Consider the following 22,592-nt stretch of genomic DNA (forward strand, 5'->3'; position numbering starts at 1 on the left):
CCACCACGAGCTGAGTGTACCTTGAAACATAATGATCGTCTGAATGATCCCCATGCTCATTACACCCAGTGTCGGACCGATTAAATAGCCAAACCCCCCGGTTAAAAGGATTCCGCCAATGACACAGGCTGCAATCGCATCCATTTCCATCCCCAATAAATGGAGACCATATCCCGATAACATATATAAGGTAAATACCACGCCGCCCAAAGCCGAGCAAAACCCTGAAAAAACATAGACCAGGATGGTTGTTCGTTTAACAGGCAAGCCCATTAACGCAGCTGATTTGACATTGCCGCCAATGGCATATACATTGCGGCCAAACCTCGTCCATTTGGCGATATAAACTGCAAAAGCCACAACCATGATGGCAACGACCGCCCCTATTGAAATGTAATGATCGCCAATCAAATAGACCTTCGCTTGCGAAATGGCACTATACGTATCATTGGTGATGACGATGCTATCCGTGCTGATGAGGAAGCTTGCACCTCTTGCCAGGAACATCCCCGCTAGTGTGACGATCCAGGGATGGAGATCGAAACGATAAATGAAATAGCCTTGGAAGGCACCGAAGGCGATTCCAATCAGTAACGAAAGGGCCATCACCAGATACCCATTGACGCCTGCTTCCAGCAACGAGGCAGAAACCATGCTGATGAAGGCAACCAAGGCCCCGACGGATAGGTCGATCCCGCCAGTAATGATGACGAAGGCCAGACCGGTAGCTACAATGATTAAGTATGCATTATCAATAAATAGATTCAGAAATACCTGTGTACTAAAAAAGCCCGCAAAGGCAATCGAGCCATATCCGTATAACAAGACGATCAATGCCATTGTAGCAATTATGAATATATGATTCTCTTTAATTCCGAACTTCACATGCTTCATGAGACGGACACCTTCTTTTTGTTAAACTGCAAAAATATGCTTCTGAATTGCTCTGACTGGACTAGACACACAATGATCACCACAAAGGCTTTGACGACCATCACGATTTGGGGATTTATCCCGACCGAATAGATCGTTGTCGAAAGTGTTTGAATGAATAAAGCGCCCACCACCGTTCCGCCAAGGAAATATCTCCCCCCGCGCATCGAGGTACCTCCGATCACTACTGCCAAGATGGCATCGAGCTCAACCCATAACCCTGCGTTATTAGCATCAGCGCTGCTTACATTTGCACTGACAATGATTCCAGCGATCGCTGCACACACTCCGCTAATGGTATAGACGAGAAATATGATTTTCCTTGGTTGAATTCCTGCGAATTTGCTTGCCGTGATGTTATTGCCGATCGATTCTAGGAATAAACCCATCGCCGTTCTTTTCTTCATATATAACATGATCAGTAAAATGGCACCGCCGATGAATATAGAAAATGGCAGTCCCATAAAAAATCCGGAGCCGATATATTTGTAAATTTCATCATCGATCGTTAAAATCTGTCCACCCGTTATCAATTGGGCGATTCCCCTGCCAACCGTCAGGAGTATGAGCGTGGCGACCATCGGCTGTATCTCAAATATGGAAACAAGGACGCCGTTCCACATGCCGCATACGATCCCGACGCCGACGGCTGCAATCAGCGCAACCCAAACGGAGGAAGTTTCCATGATGTAGGCAGCCAAGGCTCCTGAAATGGCCAAAACGGAACCGACCGAAATATCGATCCCTCCCTTTGCAATGACTAAAGTCATGCCTATGGAAATGATCAATAACGGGATGACACGGTTCAAAATGTCGATCAGGCTACCGAATAAATGCCCATTCTTCATTTCAACCGAATAAAACCCAGGAATCAAAAAGAAATTCAGGAGCAGTAGGACCAATAAGGCTACGAGCGGCCAAAATATTTTCGTTTGGGCCAGCCTAAACAGGTATCGATTCAATACTCTCAGCCCCCTTTGCAATCATATCCATGATTTTGGATTCGCTCATTTCATCACCTTGTAATTCACCAATGATGTTTCGGTCACGCAGCACAATGACTCTGTCACAACAGGCTACCACTTCTTCCAATTCCGAGGAGATAAACAAAATCGTGATTCCGGCCGCTGCCAAATCCAATATCAACTTGCGGATTTCCCGTTTTGAGCCAATATCGATTCCCCGTGTCGGTTCATCCAAGATTAATAATTTAGGATTTGTCGCCAACCATCTCGCAAGGATAACCTTCTGCTGATTCCCGCCGCTCAAATTATCGATTTTTTGTTCCATGCTAGGTGTTTTGATTCTTAGCAACTCGATATATTTTTGTGCGATATCCCTTTGTTCCTTCATCGGAATGTACTTGAATAAACCTCGCTTAGCTTGCAATCCTAAAATGATATTCTCGCGAATCGTTAAATCGTTGACGATTCCCTCCAGTTTGCGATCCTCCGGGCAGAAGCTTAGCCCTATATCCACAGCAAGCTTAGGGTTCATCGACCTGATCGTTTCATTATCGACTGACATGATTCCTTCATCCGCTTTTTCTATGCCAAAAATCAATTTGGCTACCTCGGTCCTGCCCGAACCCAACAATCCCGCCAACCCTAGGACTTCACCTCGCCGCAGGCTTAAGTTAAACGGATTTATCGTTCCCTGCCTGCCCAAGCTGCTCGCATCCACAAAGATTTCCTGACCAATATGCCTCTTTTTCTCGTTATCTCGTATAGAATCCTCTCCCCATTCCCTGCCAATCATCTTTGATACAAGCTCTGCCCTGGAGATCGTCTTCGTCTCATATTCACCAATGAGTTCACCATTTCTCAACACCGTGATTCGATCGGTAATTTCAAAGATTTGATCTAAAAAGTGGCTGACAAAAATGATGCCCATCCCCTCATTCTTTAAGCTTCGCATCACCTCGAACAGCTGCTTCACTTCGTTCTTATCCAGACTTGAAGTTGGTTCATCCAAGATCAGCACACCGCTGGAAATATCGACAGCCCTGGCGATTGCCACCATTTGTTGGATCGCCGTGGAATAGGAAGATAAAATCTTTGTTACATCGATGTGAATATTCAAACGTTCCGAGAGTACCTTCTTTGCTCTTCGGTTCATTTCCTTCCAGTCGATTCTCCCTTTCTTCATCGGCTCCCTTCCTATGAAGATATTTTCTGCAACAGAGAGATTCTCACACAAGTTTATCTCCTGATAGACGGTACTGATGCCTAAACGCTGTGCTTCTTCGGGAGACCCAGGTTCTATCTTCTCACCTTCCAGATAGAACGTGCCTCCGTTTTTCTCATGTACGCCTGTCAGCACCTTGATCAATGTCGATTTACCGGCTCCATTCTCCCCCATAAGAGAGTGGATTTCTCCCCGTTGCAAATTGAAATGGACGTTCGATAATGCTTTAACACCCGGAAACGATTTCGTGATCCCTTCAGCCTTCAGTAAAATTGGACCCATCTATAACACCTTCTTTATCACTATTTAATGAACATGTAAATTGTTAAATTAAGTATAAAGTAGCGATAATTTTATGTATTTAAAAAAAAGGGTCTTTTTTTACAAATTTCAGCGAATACATTACATACGCATAAAGAAGAGCCATGGTATGAACTACCACGGCTCCAGCCTCTAGACAAAAGGGATTCCACCCTGTTTTCAAGCAATGAAACGATAAGCGTCACACTCCCGCTTAGGAAATACGGTCCATGGGAAACCATGCAGGTGCATGCCGAGGAGGCTCAAGGACCGCCTCTGGATAAAGGAGTGCCTGCAGTGCAATGAAACGGTCATTCTACAACCATCAAATCGGTGGGAAAATGTAAAATCCATCATGTACAAACCCTTAAAACTGTGACCAATCGGAATTCCACCTTCATGTTCAAGCAAAGTGGAATGAAACGGTCAAAGTACAAATCCTCCAAAACCATTGGCAATCAATAGTGCCTCATCAAAATTTCCTGCTTTGCTTCCTCTTTCGTAAAGGTTTTTTCCGAAGTAATGATTTTCATCGGGATTTCTTTCCCCGCTTTAAGGTCTTTAACCGATTTCATGAGTTGGGGACCCAATAATGGATTGCATTCCACCGAGAAATTCAGCTTGCCTATACTCAATGCAGTCAATGCCTTTTTGGTTGCATCAATGGAAATGATCTTAATATCTTTCCCGGGCCGCAAACCATACTCATCAATGGCTTCAATCGCACCAATCGCCATATCATCATTATGTGCGTACACGACATCGATGTCCCGGCCATAGCGGGCCAAGGCGGCGGCCATCATTTCCTTCCCCTTTTGATACGTAAAATCACCTATTAATGAATCCAGGATCCGATAGGAATGATGGTCATGCAGAACTTCTTCGAACCCTTCCTTTCGGCCGATGGAAGGAGCGGCATTGCTCGTCCCCTCCAATTCAATGATGTTCACCTCTTTTCCCGGTGTCTTCCTCCCATTGACTAGCCAACGGGCAGCCCTGCGTCCTTCCTCAACAAAATCCGAACCGATAAAGGAAGTCCATAAGGAGGAATCCCTCACCTCAATCTCTCGATCAGAGAGGATGACGGGAATTCCGGCATCCTTTGCTTCTTGAAGCACTTCATCCCAGCCATGTTCGACCTTCGGGGAAAAGGCGATGACATCTACCCCTTGCTTGATAAATCCCCTTATTATCTCCACTTGCTTTTCTTGATCATTATTGGCATTCTTCAGTTTCAGGTTTACCCCTTCGTCTTTTGCTGCCGCAATGATCGAACTCGTATTGGCCGCCCTAAAACCGCTTTCCTTACCGACTTGCGCAAATCCCAATGTGACTTTTACATCCTTATCTTCCTGAAGGTTAGTGGATAGATCCCGTTGTTGTAGATATTCATTTACGTTCTTCGGTGTCACTTGATGGTTCCTGACTATTATTTTTTTCGGGATTTCCGCTTCTTGATTCAAAATTTCAATCGCATACTGAATGGCTTCTTTTCCACCGGTCGGGGTAATGAATGTCGTATCGACCTTTTTGTCCTTTACTAATTGCAATCCACCGTCCGGCTTGTTCACCCCATCGCTGCCGATGATGTAAACTCCTTTCAGATGCAAAGCTTCGAGGGCTTTGCGGGCCCCTAAAGCCATTGCATCATTGTACGCATAAATCAGGTCAGGCAGATCGTGGCGATAGCGCAATAGCTCCTTCAGCTTGTCCTCGGCCTTATCTCTTTGCCAGTTCGCAACAAGTGAATCGGTTATCTTATAAGCCGAGTTTTCACTTATTTTCTCCCGGAAACCCTCACTTCTTTCCTCCACTTGCAAGGCACTCGCGACACCTTGCAGTTCAATGATGTCCCCGCCCTTATCGCCTAGCAATTGCATGGCAGCCTCTGCAGCCATCTCGCCTATGAAATGGTGGTCCGAACCGATATAAAGGGTATAATTGTACCCTTCGACTCCCCTTCCCAGGACAATGACAGGTATTTCCTCATACACCTTCGATATGACAGGCGTCAAGGCAGCCGTATTATCGACGGATACGATCAACAGATCGATTCCATAGGACTTCAATGTTTCGATTTCCTCTATCTGTTGCGCCGAGCTATGCGCCGCATCCGTATAAATCACTCTTATATTGTGATGTTTCGCAGCTTCTTCCGTTAACTCCTCATACATCAGCACTTGCCATGGTTCAAGAAGGTTTGGCTGTGAGACACCAATGACATAGTCTACTTCCTTCTCTTCCTTTGCCTCCTTCTCGGTATTCTTGTAATGAAGCAATAATGGGAGTAAGCAACAGACGCTTAATCCAATCATTATATTTGTATATATCCTTTTTTTAGTCATTACTCTTTACTCCACTCTTATAAACCATCGGTGAAATGCCGATCACCTTCTTGAAGGCACTGCAAAAGTAATGCTGAGTACTATACCCGACCATATCAGCCACTTCATAGATTTTTAGATAAGGGTCCTTTATCAGCAGTAGGGCTTTATTTATTCGTACCTTCGTCAGATAGTGAATGAACGAAACCCCTAATTCATTTTTAATTTGCTTGCTTAAATACGTAGGGCTCACCTGTACAATGGCAGCCACTTCTTTCAATGAAATCGAATGCTCGTCATAGTGTTGATCGATATAATTTTTAGCCAATAAAACCATTGGCGATAAACTTTTAGAGGATTTTATCTCTGTAATTAACTGGGTATATTGCTTTGGAAAAGCTAGGAGATCATGAAACATGTTCTCTGCACAAACAATCCCCTTGCCCAAGAATTTTTCGGCATATTCTTTTATTTCCCTGTTCTGTGTGAGCAGCTGTTCCATATTAACGCCTGGGATAAGTACGACAATATTGCCTGAATGGTCTTCAAAAAGCTCAACGTTTGGATACGCATTCAAAATATGCTTGATGATATTCTTCAATGAAAAGTTTATTAAACTATCACTCCAATACCGCTCCGCTCCACCGTCATCGATTCCTCTGACTACCTTGAAAACCGACATCCCTATATGGCCTTCAAGCTTCAGCTCCAGTAGCTGGCACTGTTCATGGACTTCTTCTTCGGTAAATGAACCTGAGCACCAGTTTTGCAGGAATTTTTCTTTAAGCAGTGGTTTATTTCCCTCCAGCTGCTGCGCAAGCCGCTTACTTCTGCTGTTTTTTTCGAGATGTTCCGTAGCCCTTTTCACCGTTTTTATTAGTTCATCCTTGTTAACAGGCTTTATTATATAGTCAAATGCACCCATCTTGATCGCCTGTTGTGCATAGCCAAAATCATCATAGCCCGATATGACGATAAAAATGGCGTCTGGAAGGTTTTTTCGCAATTGCTCCATCAGTTCCAATCCATTTAGAAACGGCATATTAATATCAATGAATAAAATATCCGGCTTCAATTCGATGGCCATGTCCAATGCCATTTCCCCATCTTCCGCTTCTCCTATTACGTGAACGGAGTAATCCTCCCAGTCAGCTGCGAACCTGAGTCCTTTCCTTATCGTTGTTTCATCTTCGGCAATTAATAACTCCCACATCATAAAACCTCCACGACAGCCCATAAATTTTGTAAGCGCTTTATTTATTGATTATAGGAAGTATCGCTATCACTGTTGTCCCCGTTCCATATTCACTGAATACTTGTAGTCCATATTGCGATCCATAAGACAACATGATTCTTTCATTTACATTAAATAAGCCATAACCTTTATGGTCACCACTCATATTCTTCAAAGCATGATTCAATTTTTTCAAGGGCTCCGCCTCAATTCCTACTCCTGTATCCCTAACGGCAAATAAAAGCTGATCGTTCTTTTTACATATGCTGATCGATATTTTTCCTTTTCCTCTTTTGTTCCTTATTCCGTGATAGATCGCATTCTCGACCAAAGGCTGTAAAATAAGCTTCAGCACTTGGTTACTTTTTACCGTTTCATCCACATCCAATTGATATTCTATTTTGGATTCATAGCGGGTCATCTGTATGGTAAGGTAACTGACTATATGCTCGACCTCTTCTTCAACCGTTATGAATTCATTTCCCTTATTCAAGCCAATTCTGAATAAGGTTGTCAGTGCATTGACCATTTCTATGATTTTATCGGCTTTATACTCGCTTGCCATCCATTGGATGGTGTCTAATGTATTGTATAAGAAATGCGGCTTGATTTGCGCTTGCAATATTTTAAGCTCTGCTTCCCTTTTACTTTTTTGTTCCTTATAGACAAGATCGATGAGCTCCTCCACTTCCTGGATCATTTTATTATAGCTGTTGCCCAACTGACCAATTTCATCGTCATACTTCGAGTGAAAACGGAGGTCGAATCGTCTTTCCTCCACATTCCCCATTAATGTCTTGAGTTTTGTTAATGGCTTCGTTATCGTATTGGCAAAGAATAAAGACACGATCAAACTGATGATTAAAGTGATGATGGCGATGATCAAAGTGAGTCCTTGAACTTTGGATACGACCTTGGTCGTTTCATTAATCGAAAACACTCCGACAATCTTCCAACCGATATCAGGAACCGTATTGTAAATGATTTGGAACTTGTCATGCTCAATCTCTTTTTCGATCGGCGGCGATTCATCGTTCGCCAGCCAGCTTGGATGGATGCGGTAAACCGTCGAGTTAACCGGTGAATAAACCACTTTGCTTTCTTTATCCATGATGAAAATGAAGCCGCTTTTACCAAGCTTGATCGATTCTATCACGCTTTTTATGAAATCGAATTTAAGGTCAATTAAAATGACGCCCTCAACTTCCTTGGTTGTCGGGTTTTCAATGGCTTTGACCAGTGATAGCACATTATTGACTTGATAATCCGAGGTGTTAGTAAGATTCCTGCCGATCGGCTTTGAAATCAACTGGATCTTTCCTGGTGTTTGTATCGCCTTTTTATACCAAGATTCCTTCGTAAGCGGATCTCTGGAAATCCTCGTCATCTCATTACTGATCAGCTGATCGTACCGATTCACTAGAATGATTCCTGCAATTTCCTGATGCCTGTCTTTATAGATTTGGATTTTTTCCTTCGCTTTTTGCTCTATCTTTTCAGCTGGGTTTTTTTGTTCCATAAATTGTCCAACGGATTCTTCGTTCGCTAAGTAATACATAATATTATCATTCTCTTGAATTAGTACTTTAATGTGGTTCCATACTTGGTCAATCATCTGATCTGTGTGCCTGTTCGCTTCCTTTTCAATGGATTTCTTGTATATTTCCCCGCCAAAAAAACTCAGGGTCATGATACACAAGATGATGATGATAAAAAAATAGAAAAATAGTTTAAATCGGATACTGCTGTTATTGAAATGTGTTAGCAATTTAAACGCAATAGTGAACTCTCCCTCTCCCTTTTCTTGGGTCATGGTTATATTATTACCAATGTGTTGCTCATTTTCAATAAAATTCATAATAATCAAAAAATAAATTTCCAACGGTTGATTCCATAGAAAAATCGAAATTGTTAAGGAACAATTCCGATTTTTCCGCTTACTATTAGTATTGACGTGATGATAAAGCTTCCTCTGCCGCTTCTTTCCCAACAAACACATCTTCATCCGTTTTGATCCATCTTTCGATTTCTTTTCCAGCTTTTAAATCTTTCGCTGCTTGAGCAAGCTGAGGTCCCAATAATGGATTACATTCGACTATAATATTTGACTTACCTGCGATGACCGCTTCGAAAATATCTTTAATGCCATCCACCGATACCACTTTGATATCTTTACCTGGCTTTAATCCATATTCTTCGATCGCTTGTATCGCCCCTAATGCCATATCATCATTATGAGCGTAAACCGCATCGATATTATCGCCATCCGATTTCAAAAATGCTTCCATTACTTCCTTGCCCTTCGTACGTGTAAAATCACCTGTTTGTGATTTAATGATCTTATAATTGGCATTCGCTTTGATTTCCTTGGCGAATCCAGCCATGCGATCGTTTGCCGCACTAGCTCCGACCGTTCCCTGGAGCTCTACAATATTCACCTTCGAATCCTTGCCCATCAAATTGATCAACTCTTTGGCAGCGTTTTCACCTTCTGTAATGAAATCGGAACCGATAAAGCTTGTATAAAGTGATTCATCCTTAACTTTAATTCCACGATCTAACAAGATGACTGGGATACCAGCATTTTTAGCTTCCTTAAGAACCGTTTCCCAGCCGGACTCAACAACGGGAGCCAATGCGATCAAATCCACTTTTTGAGCAATAAAGCTTCTAAGGGCTTTGATTTGATTTTCTTGTTTTTGCTGAGCATCCGAGAACTTCAATTCAAATTGGGGGTCATTGCCCAACGTTTTTTTAATGGAGTCGGTTTCCGCTGTTCGCCAGCCGCTTTCAGCACCAATTTGCGAGAAACCTACAACGATTTTATCTCCCTTGCCTTTCGAAGTGCCACTGCTTGAGCCGGATGATTCGCTATTGCACCCTGCCAACAAAAAGATTGCCAACATTGAAGCAATTAACAGCACCCAACCCTTCTTTGCTTTACCCATTTCTTTTCCCCCTTAAAGTTATTCCACATTAGATTACAGCTTAAAAAGAAGAAAGTATTTATAATAAAACAGGATTATTTATAATTTTTAGTTTTTTTAACATGTATTTCATATGTGATGAAAAATGTCAGGATAACCAGAGCCCATCAAATGAGGGCAATAAAGAAATGGAGCTTTCTTTCTTCCAGATTCGCTTTCAAAAGAAGATTTGCTTTATCCCTTAACGATCTTTATGATTTCATTACATGTTGTGCACATGATCAACGTAGGTCCACTTAACTGTTTGATTGTCGACAGCTGTTGATGCTCACATTTTTTTATGGTGATCCCCCCATTCTTAAAAATTGGAGTCAACTGGTTTAAAGCCATCCGGAGTCCGGTTACAGTTGACTACCATAAGATTACAAAATAGGTCCGGAATAGTATTTACAATAAACCGCCATTATTTATGAATTTCCATGCTTGATTTAGAATTGGACCATCACCATTCTGGCATTATTCTGCAACTGTTCGTCTTGGCTGGACTCACATGATGTGATCCTGCCGAACTTGATATGTTGATAAAAAAACTCGCCTTTCCAAGATTGGAAAAGCGAGTTTTTTTAATATCGTGGACGGTTCCATCTTTTTATCACCCGTAACATGAGGACAATGAAGAAAACCATGATCAAAAGGAGTATGAACGGCAATATCGTTGTAAGAACGGTGACCCACTCGCTTACATCAGTATCTGGCGGTATCACGACAATTTGTTCTATATTATGTTCGTCTGCAGCTCGATTGATTGTATCCAGCGCGAACTCACTGTTCGGGACAATTACGTTAAAAGATTGATCCTTTCCATCAGCTTTCAGGCGCCCGCTTATTTCATACACACTTTTTTTCGGCTCCAATTTCAAAGATGACACATTTCCAGCCTCTAATGTTGAATAAAATTCAGCGTCGGTCAATGTCTCTTTCTTCTCGCCATGCTCGTAATGGGTAAAACCAAAACCAGCAGCCAACAACACCGCCAAAATAATTACATAAAAAAACTTAGTTCGGAAAATTGCCTTCATCTAATACCTTCTCCCATGTTAAAACAAACTAAAGGTAATAGTATCATATATAGTTAATTATTAACAATTAAACCAATACAATAAGATTGGGACAGCCCGAAGTGAAAACTGGGGTTAACGTGCATAATGCCATTTCATCCCCTCTACATGGGAATAGAGATAGAATTTCGATTGCCTATAATTTTCATGTTTTATACATCGATCGTTTCATTCCACTCAGCTTAAACATTTAGAAAAAACCATTTAGCGCATAATTTTTGAGATTTGTACTTTAGTAGGCCAACACGAACTGGACAGCTTTCTTAAGGGTGTTGGTTTATTTAATAGTTCTTTAATTAAATCGGATAATGATTCGAAAGGAGGGTAATGGAGCTTAAAAAGGATGCCACCTGCAATATTCAGACAGCATCTCCTTTTTCATGTCTTATATAAGGCGTACATGTTCAGTGAAGGGGTGTTGTTCGTTTTGGTTTATTCTTGATTGAATCCACTTTCATCCATGTAGAATATTTCCCAAAGATGTCCGTCAAGATCCCTGAAGCTCCAACCGTACATGAATCCATGATCGATTGCTTCATTATAGGGCTGTGCGCCGGCATTCAATGCCCTATTGACGACTTCGTCGACTTCTTGCTTACTATTTACCGATAGGGCGACAATCGCTTCCGCACTCGTTTCCGAATTCGGGATTTCCATCTTCGTAAACGTCTTGAAATAATCCTCAACCAATAGCATGACGTAAATCGATTCACTGATAACCATGCACGTTGCGTTTTCATTGGTCATTTGCTCGTTAAAGGCAAAGCCCACCTTAGTGAAGAATTGTATCGAAGCATCCAAATCTTTAACAGGCAGGTTAACGAATATCTTTTCTGCTTGAACTCTCATCCTATTCACCCTCGCTTGATTTATTTGTTCACTCACCTACTATTCGCTGTTTTTTTCGAATATCCTGCTGGCAGCAATGATAGCGATCCAAGTCAAAATATGAACCAGTTCATTAACCATCTTAAATCTTTAATAAGCTATAGACATTGAGCGAATTCAGCGTGCGTATTCCTGAAAGGTCTATCGTGCTGGGTGGATAAATAAAGTTCTTTATCATAAAAACATCCTTTGCAATAATCGCTGCAAAGGATGTTTTTGCGGGTTTACACTTTAGTAAACACTTAATTTTTTACTTTAAATAAACTTTCATAATCTCCGTTTCGTTAATGATTGCTTCGCTGTTAGCTGTTTTTTCCACTTTTTCAACAAGCTCACCATTCGTGATGACGATCGGAGTGATAATGCTTGGTGCATTCGATTTAAGGAATTCGATATCGAATGTAACAAGCTTGTCCCCGGCTTTTACACGCTGCCCTTCTGCGACATGGACTTCGAATCCTTCACCTTTAAGGTTCACCGTTTCTAGCCCGATATGCATCAGCAATTCAATCCCATTTTTTGTCTTAAGTCCTATTGCATGCTTCGTATGAAAAACCTGGACCACTTCTGCATCTATCGGAGCCACGACAAGGCCCTCCTCAGGTAGAATCGCGATCCCATCTCCCATTAGCTTCCCGGAGAACACCGGATCTGGAACATCCTCCATCTTTATAACTTGTCCGTTTATCGGTGCAAGCAATTGCTCCACACTATCTTTTTTTCCGAATAATTTCTTGAACATAATAGACCCCTTCCTCTTTCCAGTCGAATTTATCAAGACAAAAAGTCTTCATCTCTTGCCCTATTAATAAACCTTTGTTTCCTTATCTATTTTTTCCAACTTCATGAAATCGAACGCTGCTTCATACCCTTTGCCTTGCGGGCTGCAGGCATAAAGGCCGACTTTCATCTTCCTTGCCTCTTCAACGAGATGGGTCATCCTTATTTGGCTCCACGAAGTGCCATCCAATGAATAATCAACATAAAAGTCGTTGTCCCTTCTCGTGATGCGATAAAATAGCGGAGCCCCGTCTTCTGAAATTTCCTGGCTTGACCAATCAGAATACCCTTGATTTGTCGCAACCACACCTAATTTACTTTGGCCATCAGGGATATATTCAACCGACGTCTTTAGCCATGTCTCGCTTGAGAAGCGCACCATCAAGCCCGCTTGGTCATATCTATTGACTGGATTGGATTTCACTTTCGTCGTTAAACGAAAATCCCCGTTTACCTCATGGTATAAAAAATGCCCATTATCCGCTTGAAAGCCATAATGAGTTTTTTGCCAAAAATCGGTTTGATTATCCGTTTTAATGACTAAAATCGAATCCTCCGCATTAATACTCCATGCTTTCGGCTCGGAGTGCCAAGTTAATTTCGTTCCGAATCCAGAAGCATTGTTAAACTCCTCCATTAATATAGCAGTTATGATCGTTGCCACCTTTCTAAAAATTGATGCATGCACGCAGGACTTTCGCCAACAAAATCATTAATATTTTGTTAATTCCGATAATACAAGCTTATCATAAATCGACCACGTTTGAGAATTATCAGGTTCCGGAGCGCAGGGCAAGCAGAAGGCGATCAAATTCTACACACATTCCCGCACAAGAAAAAGCGATTCTTCATAAGGAAAAACCGCCCCTTTTTTACCCGATTCGAAAATGGCGCTGAATGAACTTATTTCTTTTTCGCTTTGGCTTCGGCTTTTTTAATATTCTCCTCCACCCTGAATGTAACGATCTCACTTATTACATCATAAGGAATCGGCTTGTTGAGCGGAAACTGAACGGCCCCTTTCGATCGTTTATAGTCCGATAAAGCATCTTCAAAGGCCGAGATCCCGCTCGGTGTCGGATAGAATCCGATATGGTTTTTATAAGCCGCGAAATGGACCAGGTTGCCATGTATGGCAAACGTGGGCATTTGATAACTAATCTTTTCACTAGCTTCCGGTGCCGCAGCTTTTATCACGTTCCTTACCGTTTTCAAAATCTCCTGTACCTCTTCGGGAAATTGCAAGATATATTCATCAATTGTATGAAAAGTTTTGGCTCCTTCCATGATTTCTCCTTTCGTCGTTCAATTTGTCGTTATTCTATATTATAGCAATTTTTCGGATCCTTTATTTCTGTTTCTCAAGTAGTGCGTTGTGGTTGATTCCCCAAGGTTTGAGCTCGGTCCAAATCTCCCAGCGTTTGAGTTTGTAATTGCACTTGTCTTTCATTTCCCTGATTTTGCAACCGTTCCAGATTCCTCTTTCTCATTCAACACATACATAATTTCAGGCATCGCTGTCCATCTTAAGGAAGTATGCTAAAAAATATGGGAGGTAATACTTTTGCAAAATCAGCCTAATATGTCCAATACCCAACAGCCACAAGGCATGGTGCCGAACATGAACCATGGTGGTCATGAATTGTTTGATGCTCACGAGGTCCTTTCAGGATTCATAAATGTATTAGATCAGTACCAACTCTTTGACCAGCACATTAAAGATCAAGAGCTGAAAGCGATCCTTCACCATCAGTATACATTCGTAACAGATGTATATAACATTGCTGTAGAAGCTTTCACGACAGGAAAAAAACCATCGCATGTATCCCAGCCTTACGAAATGCACCAAAATAATGCCGTCACGTATGGCCTCACGCCTTCTCAGCCTAAAAAACCGAATCAATCTGTAAACGAGATGAATGAACAAGGCGTTTCCGGTCACATGCTGGGACTTATCAAATCAACGGGGTCCCTGCTTGCCATGACTGCTGTCGAAATCACCAACCCTGTGCTTAGAAGGGTCATCGCTGACAGTGTACCTAACTTTGTTGAAATGGCCTATGAAATTTTCCTTTATCAAAACAAACATCGCTATTATCAAGTGCCGCAATTAGCGCCACAGGATATGACACAAATGATAAAAGGCTTTGCTCCTGCCGCGAAAAATATCATCAATTAATAAAAATCCCAGTTTTTCGCTTGATACAAGCGAAAAACTGGGCTTTCATCGAGTAAAACCAATTCATGATCCATTCCGTACGGGTAACCCCTTCTCCGCAAATGCACGCTTAAACTGCTCCACCGCTTTCGGCCCCATCCCATGCAGCTTGAGAATTTCTGCCTCGCTCAGCTTGGTGAACTGTTCCAGCTGTACATACCCAGCCCCTGCTACTGCCCGCTGTACAGGCTTCGCCAATTCCGGCGGCAGTTCTGTGTCTTTATTCATTGCTCATCCTCCCTATGAAATCAATTTCGTTATATTTCGTTCACCGCTGTTTTAAATAGAATGTCTTTGATTTAAAACATGGAGTTTGTTGTGGTAAGGCTCAGCTTTTGATTTTTATGAATTCCGCAAACCCGTTCATGACACTTTCTAGAAGCTTTATCGACCTTGAAGTATGAAAAGGCTCGATATCCAATGAATGATTAGCATCAGGGGATTGATTCATGCTGATGTTCGTTTTAGTTTTGATCCTTTGAATTTTTTCTGGAATATAGTGAGGATCTTTTTCCCCAATCACTAGATGAATGGGATGATTGCTACTCATTACCCCTTCAAAAACCGGGTCGAACTTCAGTAGCGGAGTAAGCAAAATCATTTTGGAATCGATATGCCGCTCGTCTTTCATAAAGCCATTAATGAGGGGGATGGTACCAAGTGATTTACCTAAAAACATAGTTTCTTGATATTCTTTTTTTTGAGATACCTTCGCAATGACCGGAGAGCAATCCCCAACCATAACTTTAGTGATAGCCACCAATGGCTGCTTGATTATATCCTGCTCGTAAGAATAATGAATATGTACGACATCAAACCGATTTTGAAGAAGAGTCATTGTCGAATAATAAAATAATGGCTTGTCATACGTGTAACCAGCACCCGAAAACATAAAACAAACAGCGGGACCTCCGTTTTCAATATGGGTGTATGTCACATCTTTTTCGAACCCCTTTATTTTCCCTAAATTAACCTCCATATATAGGCCCCCATTCCAGCATTCACCCTATATATTCATCAGCTTCCTGCTGCATCCCTGCTTGGTTGTCATGATTTAATGGTTTCGTTTCTCTTAGATAATACGTATAATTTAGTTGTTGTCCTATTTTTTGGAAAAATAACATTCCAACCCTTAAAGGAGAGTGTGTAATGAAAATCAAATCGTTATGTTTCATTCTTGTCCTGCTGGTCGCTGGTTCTGTGAGCACGGTTCATGCTAGTGCAAACGGTCATAAGGTGAAGGAACTGCAGATTGGGGAATTCTTCGGCGGTGTGGATGGCACGATGATCATCCAAAATGTAAAAACGGATAAAGAATATATGTATAATAAGAAAAGAAGTAACGTTCGTTATACTCCGGAGTCGTCGTTTAAAGTGGCGAATGCTTTGATCGGCCTGCAGACAAAGGCCGTAAGCGATGAATATGAAGTGAAGCGGTGGGATGGGGTGATCCGGGAGTTCGAAGATTGGAATAGGGACCATTCGCTTGCTTCAGGCATGAGGTATTCCGTGATCTGGTTTTATCAAGAAATGGCCCGCGACATAGGCGCACAAAACATGCAGCAATATGTGAACATGCTCGATTACGGCAATCATGATATATCCGGCGGAATCGATCATTTCTGGCTGGACAGCAGCCTGAACATATCTGCCAAGGAACAGGTCCAATTTATCGAAAAACTGGTGAAAGAAAAACTGCCCATCGATAAGCAGCATATGAGAACGGTAAAGAGAATCATGATCAATGAAGAAGCTGATGATTATGTCCTTCATGGAAAAACAGGTACGCGCCTCTCTGATATGGGATTGGGCTGGTATGTCGGTTACATCGAAACGGACAAAGGGACATGGGCTTTTGCCACGAACTTGGACGGCAGCGGAAGCACGGCAAAGGCGATTACTCTGGAAGCTCTGAAAAAGTTGGAAATCATTAAGGAATGACTAATCACGCATGCCCCCTTTTCCGGGCATGCGTTTTGCGACATTCCAATATTTTTCAAATAAAGGTTTCATTTGACGCAAAGGGAGGTACTTATTACCTATAATTATAAAAAGGAACGGGGATACAGCCATGATGAATAAACAAGAAGTAATTAAACACATATTAAACGGAGATCGACTTTACTTTACAAAGCTTTACAACAAATATGAAAACATGTTAAAAAATACTGCCCTGAAACTGACGGGTTCTGAAATCAATGCCGAGAATCTTTTATTCATTACCTTCAAGAAATTATGGGAATCGCCTCATTCGTTTGAAGCTTCCAATGATCGAATGATTTCCACCTATCTCATGAAACAGGTCGTATACAATCATCTATATGCCAAGCGAAAGCGAGATAAGCCAAAAGAAAACATCCAAGCTATCCGTACTTCCGAGTTCCTTTAATCAGCTTATATTGTGAAATACAACCGATTTTTTCTTTTCTTCGTTTGTTTTAAAAGAATGGCTGCCAAGAAGCCTCCTTATCCGCATCATAGAATATCCTCCATCTTTTATACTTCCGGAAGATCCAGTTTCCCCCTATCATCCAAGCCTGCCAGACATTCATTTTCCATTCAATGCCTTAGTTAGCTCCGCTGCCGCAAGCAACACTTCCTTCGCATTTCCCTCACTGTTCACATGATTCCTCGAATGCAAAAGGATGGGCCTTACGGATTCGACTGAACGGCCGAATTCGTACATCCATTCATATCTCGGAACCATCCAAGTGTGGAAATGGTGCGTCGTATCTTCATTATAAAAATAATACACATACTCTATGTTCAATACGGTTCTTTGAGCCTTCCTGATTTTAGTCAATAGATTGATATAATCGATTTTTTCTTCTTCAGTCAGCTCATCCAGACACTTAATATGGCGTTTTGATGCTAAAATGATCAACCCTTTGATCGGGTATGCTACATCCTGGTGGGCATGGAAATATTCCGTTTCAATGATGGTACCGCCTTCCGGCTCGACTAAGCCGCTTGTTACGGCACAGCTCAAACAGTCCACCTCGATATTTTTCCCATTCGACGTTAAAATCCCCATGGAAACGCTCCCTTCTTGCTCAATTTCAAGACATTCAACCGAATGGCCCGCTGATGATGCCTTTTTCCTGAAACTACACTTGTTATCCGGCGGGTCTTCATCAACACCACACTGTGAACTCGCGTGATAGGCCAAAGCCTTACAACACTGTTTTTTCGATTGCCTTGCCTCCACTCTACGATATAGATTTCCCGAGATTTATTCCACCGTTTTTTTTGCTTGTTTGCCAAAATAGGGATAATATAGCATCAAGCAAAACGGCCTCTAATGCAGATTCGTTCGTTTGGTTCGCAGGTGGATGCTCATGAATACGATCGATCCTGCCCAAATGGCTAAAAGAATCGGCAGGCCGCCTCGAAATTCACCACCAAGGATCATTAAGCAAATGAATGGGATGAATACAAACGAACGTCCAGTTCAGAAGACGGCAGCTGGAGAGTTTTCATTTTTCTAATCAGGGAATAAGTTACAATAAAGGCGATTTTGAAAAAGAAAAGGAGCAAAACGATGGAGAAGAAACTAGCGATCGTAACGGGAGCCAATTCAGGAATGGGCTTGGCAACCGTGATAGCCCTTGCCAAGAAAAACCTGCACGTCATCATGCTATGCCGGAATGAAGAGAAGGGGAAAAGAGCGCTTGAATTGGCCAAGGAGGAAAGCCAGTCCAGCAGCATCGAATTAATGATAGGTGATTTAGCATCCATCGAAAGCATTCACCACTTTGCAGAGACGTTTAAGGCAAATCATGATTCTCTTGATCTATTGATTAACAATGCAGGTGTCGTCACCTTAAAACGGCAGGAAACGAAGGATGGGTTCGAATCGATGTTAGGAGTGAATCACCTCGGCCATTTTTTGCTGACCAATTTGCTGATTGATGAATTAAAGCGGTCTGGAGATGGGCGGATTGTCATCGTTTCTTCAGGAGCACATAAATGGGGGACATTCGATTTTGACGATCCTTATTTTCACAAAGGCTTCAATGTCGTTAAAGGATATGGGCGTTCCAAGCTGGCCAATGTTTGGTTCATGAAAGGATTGGCCAAAAGACTGGCAGGTACATCCGTCACCGTAAACGCCTTGCATCCCGGGGCGGTTGCAACGAATATAGGCGTTGATCGGGACACCGGATTCGGCAAGCGATTCATCAAGCTATTGGTCCCCTTTTTCAGAACCCCTGAAAGAGGTGCACAAACAGCTGTATTTCTCGCAACAAGCGACCGCGTCCAGGAAATTTCCGGCTCTTATTTTTATGATGAAAAAGAAGCCCCGCTTTCAAAGCTAGCCCAGGATGAGAAGCTTGTCGAGCGGTTCTGGCATTGGAGCGAACAACAAGTGGGCTTGGATTGAAATAAAATGGTCATGACCACCCTGATTCAAGGGGTGGTTGCCTCGGAAAATCTTCTAAATCACCTCCGTTTCATTTTCTGATGAAGATCCATTATCCACTGCAATCCGAATGCAGCAATCTAAAAAATAAGAATGGCTCATTATTTCCAATGGGCCGACTCCGTAGCAGACATATCTTTGAAAAGCTTCATGCAATCTCCCTTCCCCTTTTTTTCCAAGTTTGATAGTAGCCTTATAAATGGTTAGATGAAGTGATCGATATAATAAAAAAACACTACTATCAACAATAGATTAGCAAGCGTTAACATATATTCCTTGTTTTTCAGGTATATTGCGAAATGGCCCATATAAACACCTTCATGAGCTGTGAATCTTGTGAATCTTCTATGGCAAAAGGTATCATGCACAAATAAATGACTAAAATGCTCAATCTTCCCCAACGATCGATATTCTTCCCAGACGTTTCCGATATTTTTTTCTTTTCCACTCCATTTATGGATAACGAACATTAAACTTATTAAATCCTCGAACATCCAGATTATTTTCATCAAAAAAACCTCCCTCCCGGAATCGAATATCGTTTATAGGCCCCACATCATTGGAATGGATGTGCTAGCAGCTGCTTATTCTAAATCGCTCCTTCATCGCTCCGTCACTTTTTAAAATCAAAGGGGCTAAGGTACTCGAAATAGTAAAATAGCTAAAGTTCCCTCATAAACATTCACGAGTTTTTATTCCCTTGGTTTGTCTCGGTAGTTTATCCATTGATCTGTATTGCTTTCTATTATTTTTAGTTAATTAGCACAATTAATAGACTGAAATTTCACAATTGTTCTAATGACTAATAATTCAATATTTTATATACTTTTTACATGTTATTTTTCCTGACACAAAATAGTTAATTAGTCTCACAATAAAAGGAGTTGATTGTATATTGTCTGCACATTTAGAAAAACACGTTCTAGAAGAGGGGGGCATCCGCCACCATGCTGTGGATGTCGATGAATCATTACTGCCTAAAACTGAGGAAGGCAGGACGGTCGGTCCAATTTCCTACACTTTCATGTGGATTGGAGATGGTGTCAATTTAGGCAATATGACACTTGGGGCGAGCTTGGTCGTAGCCGGAACCGCTACGTTAAACATCGTTCAGACATTTACAGCAGCGGCCATCGCCATTGCAATCATCTCCACCATATTTGCTTTAAATGATCGAATTGGATACAGAACGGGAATTCCTTATGTTGTACAGCTCAGGATGTCTTTCGGGATGAAGGGCGCGATCCTCTCATCACTTTTGCGCGGCATACCTGCCATCATTTGGTACGGTTTCCAAAGTTGGATCGGCGGTACCGCCTTAAATGAAATCGTCAAGATCATGACAGGCAGCGCTTTTGATAATGTCTTCATATGCTTCGTCGTGATTCAACTGGTGCAAATCACGCTTTCCCTGTATGGCTTCCATGCCATCAAATGGGTGGAAATGCTTGCTTCGCTTGTCATCATGCTCGCTCTTGTCTATGTATTCGGTGTTCTTCTTACATCCCATAGCGAAGTGATTGCAGAAAAATGGGTGCATGCCAAAGGCTCATGGGGGCTGCCTTTCTTTGCATTCATCATGATGTTCTTGGGAAATTATGCAGCGATCTTTTTAAGTGCAGCGGACTACTCAAGAGAGCTAAAAGCTGGCATTAGTGATTCAAAACGTGGATTTTTATACTTTTCGCCGATTTTAATTGCGTACGGCTTTGTCTTGACCATCGGTGTCATGCTTGCATCGGCTACCGGAATATCCAATCCGGTCAAGGCGTTCGCCATAGTCGTGGATAATCCTTATATTACAGTCGGTGTGTCTGCATTCATCGTCATAGGTGCGATTGCGGTCAACATGGTGGCCAATATCATTCCGCCCACCTATGTCATTACTTTACTGACAAAAATGAAATATAAGCCCGCCGTCATCGTCACCGGACTGCTCGCATCATGTTCCTTCCCTTGGGTGCTCGTCCAGGATTCATCGGCAAAAGGCCTCGGTATGTTCATTCTGATTTATTCTGCATTTTTAGGTCCGATCGTTTCTATTCTATTAGTCGAATATTATATATTAAGAAAGCAAAAAATGAAGGTGGCCGACTTGTATAAAGAAGATGGACCATTCGCCGGGTATAATCCCTGCGCACTGCTAGCCATGCTGATTGGCGCAGGAGCTGCCTTCCTGAAAGTGGAGCTCGCCTGGATCATAGGTGTTGTCGTGGGAGGCATTGCCTACATCCTTCTGATGAAGCTCACCTATAAAAAATCACCTTTCAAAAAAGGAACGATTTTCGAAAAATAGACTAAAAAGAGATACTACCCACAATGGTAGTATCTCTTTTTAGGAAGATTACGAAAGATAGGTTTGACCATTTTTGTAAATGAAAGAGTAGGTGCCTTCTTCTTTCAATAAAACCGGCAAATACTCGCCGACCATCTCCGCAATCCCTAGATTAAGAGGCGCGAGAATCCACTCAATCGTTTTCCAATCAAGAATCCCTTCTCGTGTTTTTTGGGGAGAATCATATGTTAAATCATCGTCCACTTCATACAAATAAACGTATATTCCATCCCGATCAGCCCCTGCAGTTTCCCACGTTACCGTTCCGCTAGAATAAGAGCGCCCGACACGGATGCCCGTTTCCTCGAACACCTCACGCATCGCCCCCTCATCAGGAGTTTCTCCTTTTTCAATCTTGCCGCCGACCCCGTTCCACACGCCCATGATGGGAGCCTTCTCCCGATTGAGCATCAAGATCTCATTCTTTCTCTTCACAAAACAAACCGTATACTTAAACATAAATAATCCCCTCCATCTGTAAGCCGCCGAAAGACGTGACGAAGCGATTTCACCTTTTAAAAATGAAAGTCGCAACTCATATAACATTGGTTTTACACCATTGGACCGTTTTATGTCCAGTTTGAGGAATTTGGATTACATCTATTAGCCGCATTTACTCGTGAGTTTGGGCGATTCGTCGATGAATTCGGTGCTTTACTCACAAATTTGGTGCCTTACTGGCCAATTCAGCTACTTTATTCGTGAGTTTGGGCACTTTATTCGTGAGTTTGGGCACTTTATTCGTGAGTTTGGGCACTTTATTCGTGAGTTTGGGCACTTTATTCGTGAATTCAAGCATTTTATTCGTGAGTTTGCCCTTGAGGCTTATTTTGCACGCTTTGCTCTTCAATTTGGGCGAGTACTCATGAATGCAATTTTGGTATATAAATAGAAAAGCAGCGAGTTCCCTTTTGGGGTCGCTGCT

At 42.1% G+C, this 22,592-nt stretch carries 25 protein-coding genes; 7 read left to right on the top strand and 18 right to left on the bottom strand.

The window, feature by feature from the left end:
- From CVN76_RS24175 to CVN76_RS24230, 12 genes are all read right to left on the bottom strand, one after another.
- Positions 1 to 894 (bottom strand): ABC transporter permease subunit (locus CVN76_RS24175; protein ID WP_100533380.1); only part of this gene is annotated, 894 nt, incomplete at its 3' end.
- Positions 891 to 1,895 carry an ABC transporter permease gene (locus CVN76_RS24180; RefSeq protein ID WP_232732454.1) on the bottom strand — a complete coding sequence of 335 codons (1,005 nt, stop codon included), beginning with the start codon at positions 1,893 to 1,895 and terminating at the stop codon, positions 891 to 893. The genes CVN76_RS24175 and CVN76_RS24180, both read right to left, overlap by 4 nt.
- Positions 1,876 to 3,402 (bottom strand): sugar ABC transporter ATP-binding protein, encoded by a 1,527-nt coding sequence (locus CVN76_RS24185; protein ID WP_100533349.1) that lies wholly within the window; start codon positions 3,400 to 3,402, stop codon positions 1,876 to 1,878. The genes CVN76_RS24180 and CVN76_RS24185 overlap by 20 nt, the downstream gene beginning before the upstream one ends.
- Before the next feature lie 476 nt (positions 3,403 to 3,878).
- Positions 3,879 to 5,765, bottom strand: a complete 1,887-nt coding sequence (locus tag CVN76_RS24190) for a substrate-binding domain-containing protein (protein ID WP_100533350.1) — start codon at positions 5,763 to 5,765, stop codon at positions 3,879 to 3,881.
- The gene (locus CVN76_RS24195) at positions 5,758 to 6,957 is read right to left on the bottom strand and encodes a response regulator transcription factor (RefSeq protein WP_198512636.1); all 1,200 of its coding nucleotides are present in this window, start codon (positions 6,955 to 6,957) and stop codon (positions 5,758 to 5,760) included. Before CVN76_RS24195 ends, CVN76_RS24190 begins: the two co-directional genes overlap by 8 nt.
- Before the next feature lie 40 nt (positions 6,958 to 6,997).
- Entirely contained in the window at positions 6,998 to 8,836 is a 1,839-nt protein-coding gene (locus tag CVN76_RS24200; protein WP_232732456.1) for a cache domain-containing sensor histidine kinase, read from the bottom strand.
- Between the two features lie 85 nt (positions 8,837 to 8,921).
- Positions 8,922 to 9,926 carry an ABC transporter substrate-binding protein gene (locus CVN76_RS24205; RefSeq protein ID WP_100533352.1) on the bottom strand — a complete coding sequence of 335 codons (1,005 nt, stop codon included), beginning with the start codon at positions 9,924 to 9,926 and terminating at the stop codon, positions 8,922 to 8,924.
- A gap of 602 nt (positions 9,927 to 10,528) precedes the next feature.
- The gene (locus CVN76_RS24210) at positions 10,529 to 10,984 is read right to left on the bottom strand and encodes an ATP-dependent metallopeptidase FtsH/Yme1/Tma family protein (RefSeq protein ID WP_100533353.1); all 456 of its coding nucleotides are present in this window, start codon (positions 10,982 to 10,984) and stop codon (positions 10,529 to 10,531) included.
- 471 nt (positions 10,985 to 11,455) lie between these two features.
- Positions 11,456 to 11,872, bottom strand: coding sequence for a VOC family protein (locus CVN76_RS24215; RefSeq protein ID WP_100533354.1), 417 nt, complete (start codon positions 11,870 to 11,872; stop codon positions 11,456 to 11,458).
- Between the two features lie 289 nt (positions 11,873 to 12,161).
- Complete coding sequence (locus tag CVN76_RS24220; protein WP_100533355.1) at positions 12,162 to 12,653, bottom strand: PTS sugar transporter subunit IIA; 492 nt, start codon at positions 12,651 to 12,653, stop codon at positions 12,162 to 12,164.
- 63 nt (positions 12,654 to 12,716) lie between these two features.
- Positions 12,717 to 13,328 (bottom strand): DUF1349 domain-containing protein, encoded by a 612-nt coding sequence (locus tag CVN76_RS24225; protein ID WP_100533356.1) that lies wholly within the window; start codon positions 13,326 to 13,328, stop codon positions 12,717 to 12,719.
- A 266-nt stretch (positions 13,329 to 13,594) separates the two neighbouring features.
- On the bottom strand, positions 13,595 to 13,978 hold the full coding sequence (locus tag CVN76_RS24230; RefSeq protein WP_100533357.1) for an iron chaperone: 384 nt from the start codon (positions 13,976 to 13,978) through the stop codon (positions 13,595 to 13,597).
- Between the two features lie 295 nt (positions 13,979 to 14,273).
- On the opposite strand from CVN76_RS24230, the gene CVN76_RS24235 reads away from it, so the two are divergent.
- Entirely contained in the window at positions 14,274 to 14,870 is a 597-nt protein-coding gene (locus tag CVN76_RS24235; RefSeq protein WP_100533383.1) for a spore coat protein, read from the top strand.
- Positions 14,871 to 14,933: 63 nt separating this feature from the next.
- Here the strand turns inward: CVN76_RS24235 and CVN76_RS24240 are convergent, their stop codons facing one another.
- Entirely contained in the window at positions 14,934 to 15,137 is a 204-nt protein-coding gene (locus CVN76_RS24240; RefSeq protein ID WP_100533358.1) for a DNA-binding protein, read from the bottom strand.
- Positions 15,138 to 15,237: 100 nt separating this feature from the next.
- Positions 15,238 to 15,888: an alpha/beta family hydrolase gene (locus CVN76_RS24245; RefSeq protein WP_100533359.1), complete on the bottom strand. Its 651-nt coding sequence runs from the start codon at positions 15,886 to 15,888 to the stop codon at positions 15,238 to 15,240.
- A 170-nt stretch (positions 15,889 to 16,058) separates the two neighbouring features.
- Here CVN76_RS24245 and blaOXA point away from each other — a divergent pair, with 170 nt between their 5' ends.
- Positions 16,059 to 16,850 (top strand): class D beta-lactamase, encoded by a 792-nt coding sequence (gene blaOXA / locus CVN76_RS24250; protein WP_100533360.1) that lies wholly within the window; start codon positions 16,059 to 16,061, stop codon positions 16,848 to 16,850.
- 130 nt (positions 16,851 to 16,980) lie between these two features.
- Positions 16,981 to 17,298, top strand: a complete 318-nt coding sequence (locus tag CVN76_RS24255) for an RNA polymerase sigma factor (protein ID WP_100533361.1) — start codon at positions 16,981 to 16,983, stop codon at positions 17,296 to 17,298.
- A 159-nt stretch (positions 17,299 to 17,457) separates the two neighbouring features.
- On the opposite strand, the gene CVN76_RS24260 is transcribed toward CVN76_RS24255, so the two are convergent.
- Positions 17,458 to 17,943 carry an HIT family protein gene (locus tag CVN76_RS24260; RefSeq protein WP_100533384.1) on the bottom strand — a complete coding sequence of 162 codons (486 nt, stop codon included), beginning with the start codon at positions 17,941 to 17,943 and terminating at the stop codon, positions 17,458 to 17,460.
- 304 nt (positions 17,944 to 18,247) lie between these two features.
- Between CVN76_RS24260 and CVN76_RS31230 the strand changes: the two genes are divergently transcribed.
- Positions 18,248 to 18,397 (top strand): hypothetical protein, encoded by a 150-nt coding sequence (locus tag CVN76_RS31230; protein ID WP_157805782.1) that lies wholly within the window; start codon positions 18,248 to 18,250, stop codon positions 18,395 to 18,397.
- A 53-nt stretch (positions 18,398 to 18,450) separates the two neighbouring features.
- On the top strand, positions 18,451 to 19,293 hold the full coding sequence (locus CVN76_RS24265) for an SDR family oxidoreductase (protein ID WP_100533362.1): 843 nt from the start codon (positions 18,451 to 18,453) through the stop codon (positions 19,291 to 19,293).
- 54 nt (positions 19,294 to 19,347) lie between these two features.
- On the opposite strand, the gene CVN76_RS31235 is transcribed toward CVN76_RS24265, so the two are convergent.
- The gene (locus CVN76_RS31235) at positions 19,348 to 19,488 is read right to left on the bottom strand and encodes a hypothetical protein (RefSeq protein ID WP_157805783.1); all 141 of its coding nucleotides are present in this window, start codon (positions 19,486 to 19,488) and stop codon (positions 19,348 to 19,350) included.
- Between the two features lie 47 nt (positions 19,489 to 19,535).
- On the bottom strand, positions 19,536 to 19,841 hold the full coding sequence (locus tag CVN76_RS24270) for a hypothetical protein (RefSeq protein ID WP_100533363.1): 306 nt from the start codon (positions 19,839 to 19,841) through the stop codon (positions 19,536 to 19,538).
- A gap of 428 nt (positions 19,842 to 20,269) precedes the next feature.
- On the opposite strand from CVN76_RS24270, the gene CVN76_RS24275 reads away from it, so the two are divergent.
- Positions 20,270 to 21,628, top strand: coding sequence for an NCS1 family transporter (locus CVN76_RS24275; RefSeq protein ID WP_100533385.1), 1,359 nt, complete (start codon positions 20,270 to 20,272; stop codon positions 21,626 to 21,628).
- A gap of 48 nt (positions 21,629 to 21,676) precedes the next feature.
- Here CVN76_RS24275 and CVN76_RS24280 read toward each other — a convergent pair whose 3' ends face one another.
- Positions 21,677 to 22,126 (bottom strand): NUDIX hydrolase, encoded by a 450-nt coding sequence (locus CVN76_RS24280; RefSeq protein ID WP_100533364.1) that lies wholly within the window; start codon positions 22,124 to 22,126, stop codon positions 21,677 to 21,679.
- Positions 22,127 to 22,307: 181 nt separating this feature from the next.
- On the opposite strand from CVN76_RS24280, the gene CVN76_RS31240 reads away from it, so the two are divergent.
- A complete protein-coding gene (locus CVN76_RS31240) occupies positions 22,308 to 22,559 on the top strand; it encodes a hypothetical protein (RefSeq protein WP_157805784.1) in 252 nt (83 codons plus the stop codon).
- Positions 22,560 to 22,592 lie beyond the last annotated feature (33 nt).

This window comes from Bacillus sp. mrc49, assembly GCF_002803435.1.

Bases quoted from the DNA above. Each gene is read 5' to 3' on its own strand.
- CVN76_RS24185 (WP_100533349.1), bottom strand. From the start codon at position 3,402: ATGGGTCCAATTTTACTGAAGGCTGAAGGGATCACGAAATCGTTTCCG.
- CVN76_RS24190 (WP_100533350.1), bottom strand. From the start codon at position 5,765: ATGACTAAAAAAAGGATATATACAAATATAATGATTGGATTAAGCGTC.
- CVN76_RS24195 (WP_198512636.1), bottom strand. From the start codon at position 6,957: ATGTGGGAGTTATTAATTGCCGAAGATGAAACAACGATAAGGAAAGGA.
- CVN76_RS24200 (WP_232732456.1), bottom strand. From the start codon at position 8,836: ATGAATTTTATTGAAAATGAGCAACACATTGGTAATAATATAACCATG.
- CVN76_RS24205 (WP_100533352.1), bottom strand. From the start codon at position 9,926: ATGGGTAAAGCAAAGAAGGGTTGGGTGCTGTTAATTGCTTCAATGTTG.
- CVN76_RS24210 (WP_100533353.1), bottom strand. From the start codon at position 10,984: ATGAAGGCAATTTTCCGAACTAAGTTTTTTTATGTAATTATTTTGGCG.
- CVN76_RS24215 (WP_100533354.1), bottom strand. From the start codon at position 11,872: ATGAGAGTTCAAGCAGAAAAGATATTCGTTAACCTGCCTGTTAAAGAT.
- CVN76_RS24220 (WP_100533355.1), bottom strand. From the start codon at position 12,653: ATGTTCAAGAAATTATTCGGAAAAAAAGATAGTGTGGAGCAATTGCTT.
- CVN76_RS24225 (WP_100533356.1), bottom strand. From the start codon at position 13,328: ATGGAGGAGTTTAACAATGCTTCTGGATTCGGAACGAAATTAACTTGG.
- CVN76_RS24230 (WP_100533357.1), bottom strand. From the start codon at position 13,978: ATGGAAGGAGCCAAAACTTTTCATACAATTGATGAATATATCTTGCAA.
- CVN76_RS24235 (WP_100533383.1), top strand. From the start codon at position 14,274: ATGTCCAATACCCAACAGCCACAAGGCATGGTGCCGAACATGAACCAT.
- CVN76_RS24240 (WP_100533358.1), bottom strand. From the start codon at position 15,137: ATGAATAAAGACACAGAACTGCCGCCGGAATTGGCGAAGCCTGTACAG.
- CVN76_RS24245 (WP_100533359.1), bottom strand. From the start codon at position 15,888: ATGGAGGTTAATTTAGGGAAAATAAAGGGGTTCGAAAAAGATGTGACA.
- blaOXA (WP_100533360.1), top strand. From the start codon at position 16,059: ATGAAAATCAAATCGTTATGTTTCATTCTTGTCCTGCTGGTCGCTGGT.
- CVN76_RS24255 (WP_100533361.1), top strand. From the start codon at position 16,981: ATGATGAATAAACAAGAAGTAATTAAACACATATTAAACGGAGATCGA.
- CVN76_RS24260 (WP_100533384.1), bottom strand. From the start codon at position 17,943: ATGGGGATTTTAACGTCGAATGGGAAAAATATCGAGGTGGACTGTTTG.
- CVN76_RS31230 (WP_157805782.1), top strand. From the start codon at position 18,248: ATGAATACGATCGATCCTGCCCAAATGGCTAAAAGAATCGGCAGGCCG.
- CVN76_RS24265 (WP_100533362.1), top strand. From the start codon at position 18,451: ATGGAGAAGAAACTAGCGATCGTAACGGGAGCCAATTCAGGAATGGGC.
- CVN76_RS24270 (WP_100533363.1), bottom strand. From the start codon at position 19,841: ATGAAAATAATCTGGATGTTCGAGGATTTAATAAGTTTAATGTTCGTT.
- CVN76_RS24280 (WP_100533364.1), bottom strand. From the start codon at position 22,126: ATGTTTAAGTATACGGTTTGTTTTGTGAAGAGAAAGAATGAGATCTTG.
- CVN76_RS31240 (WP_157805784.1), top strand. From the start codon at position 22,308: ATGAATTCGGTGCTTTACTCACAAATTTGGTGCCTTACTGGCCAATTC.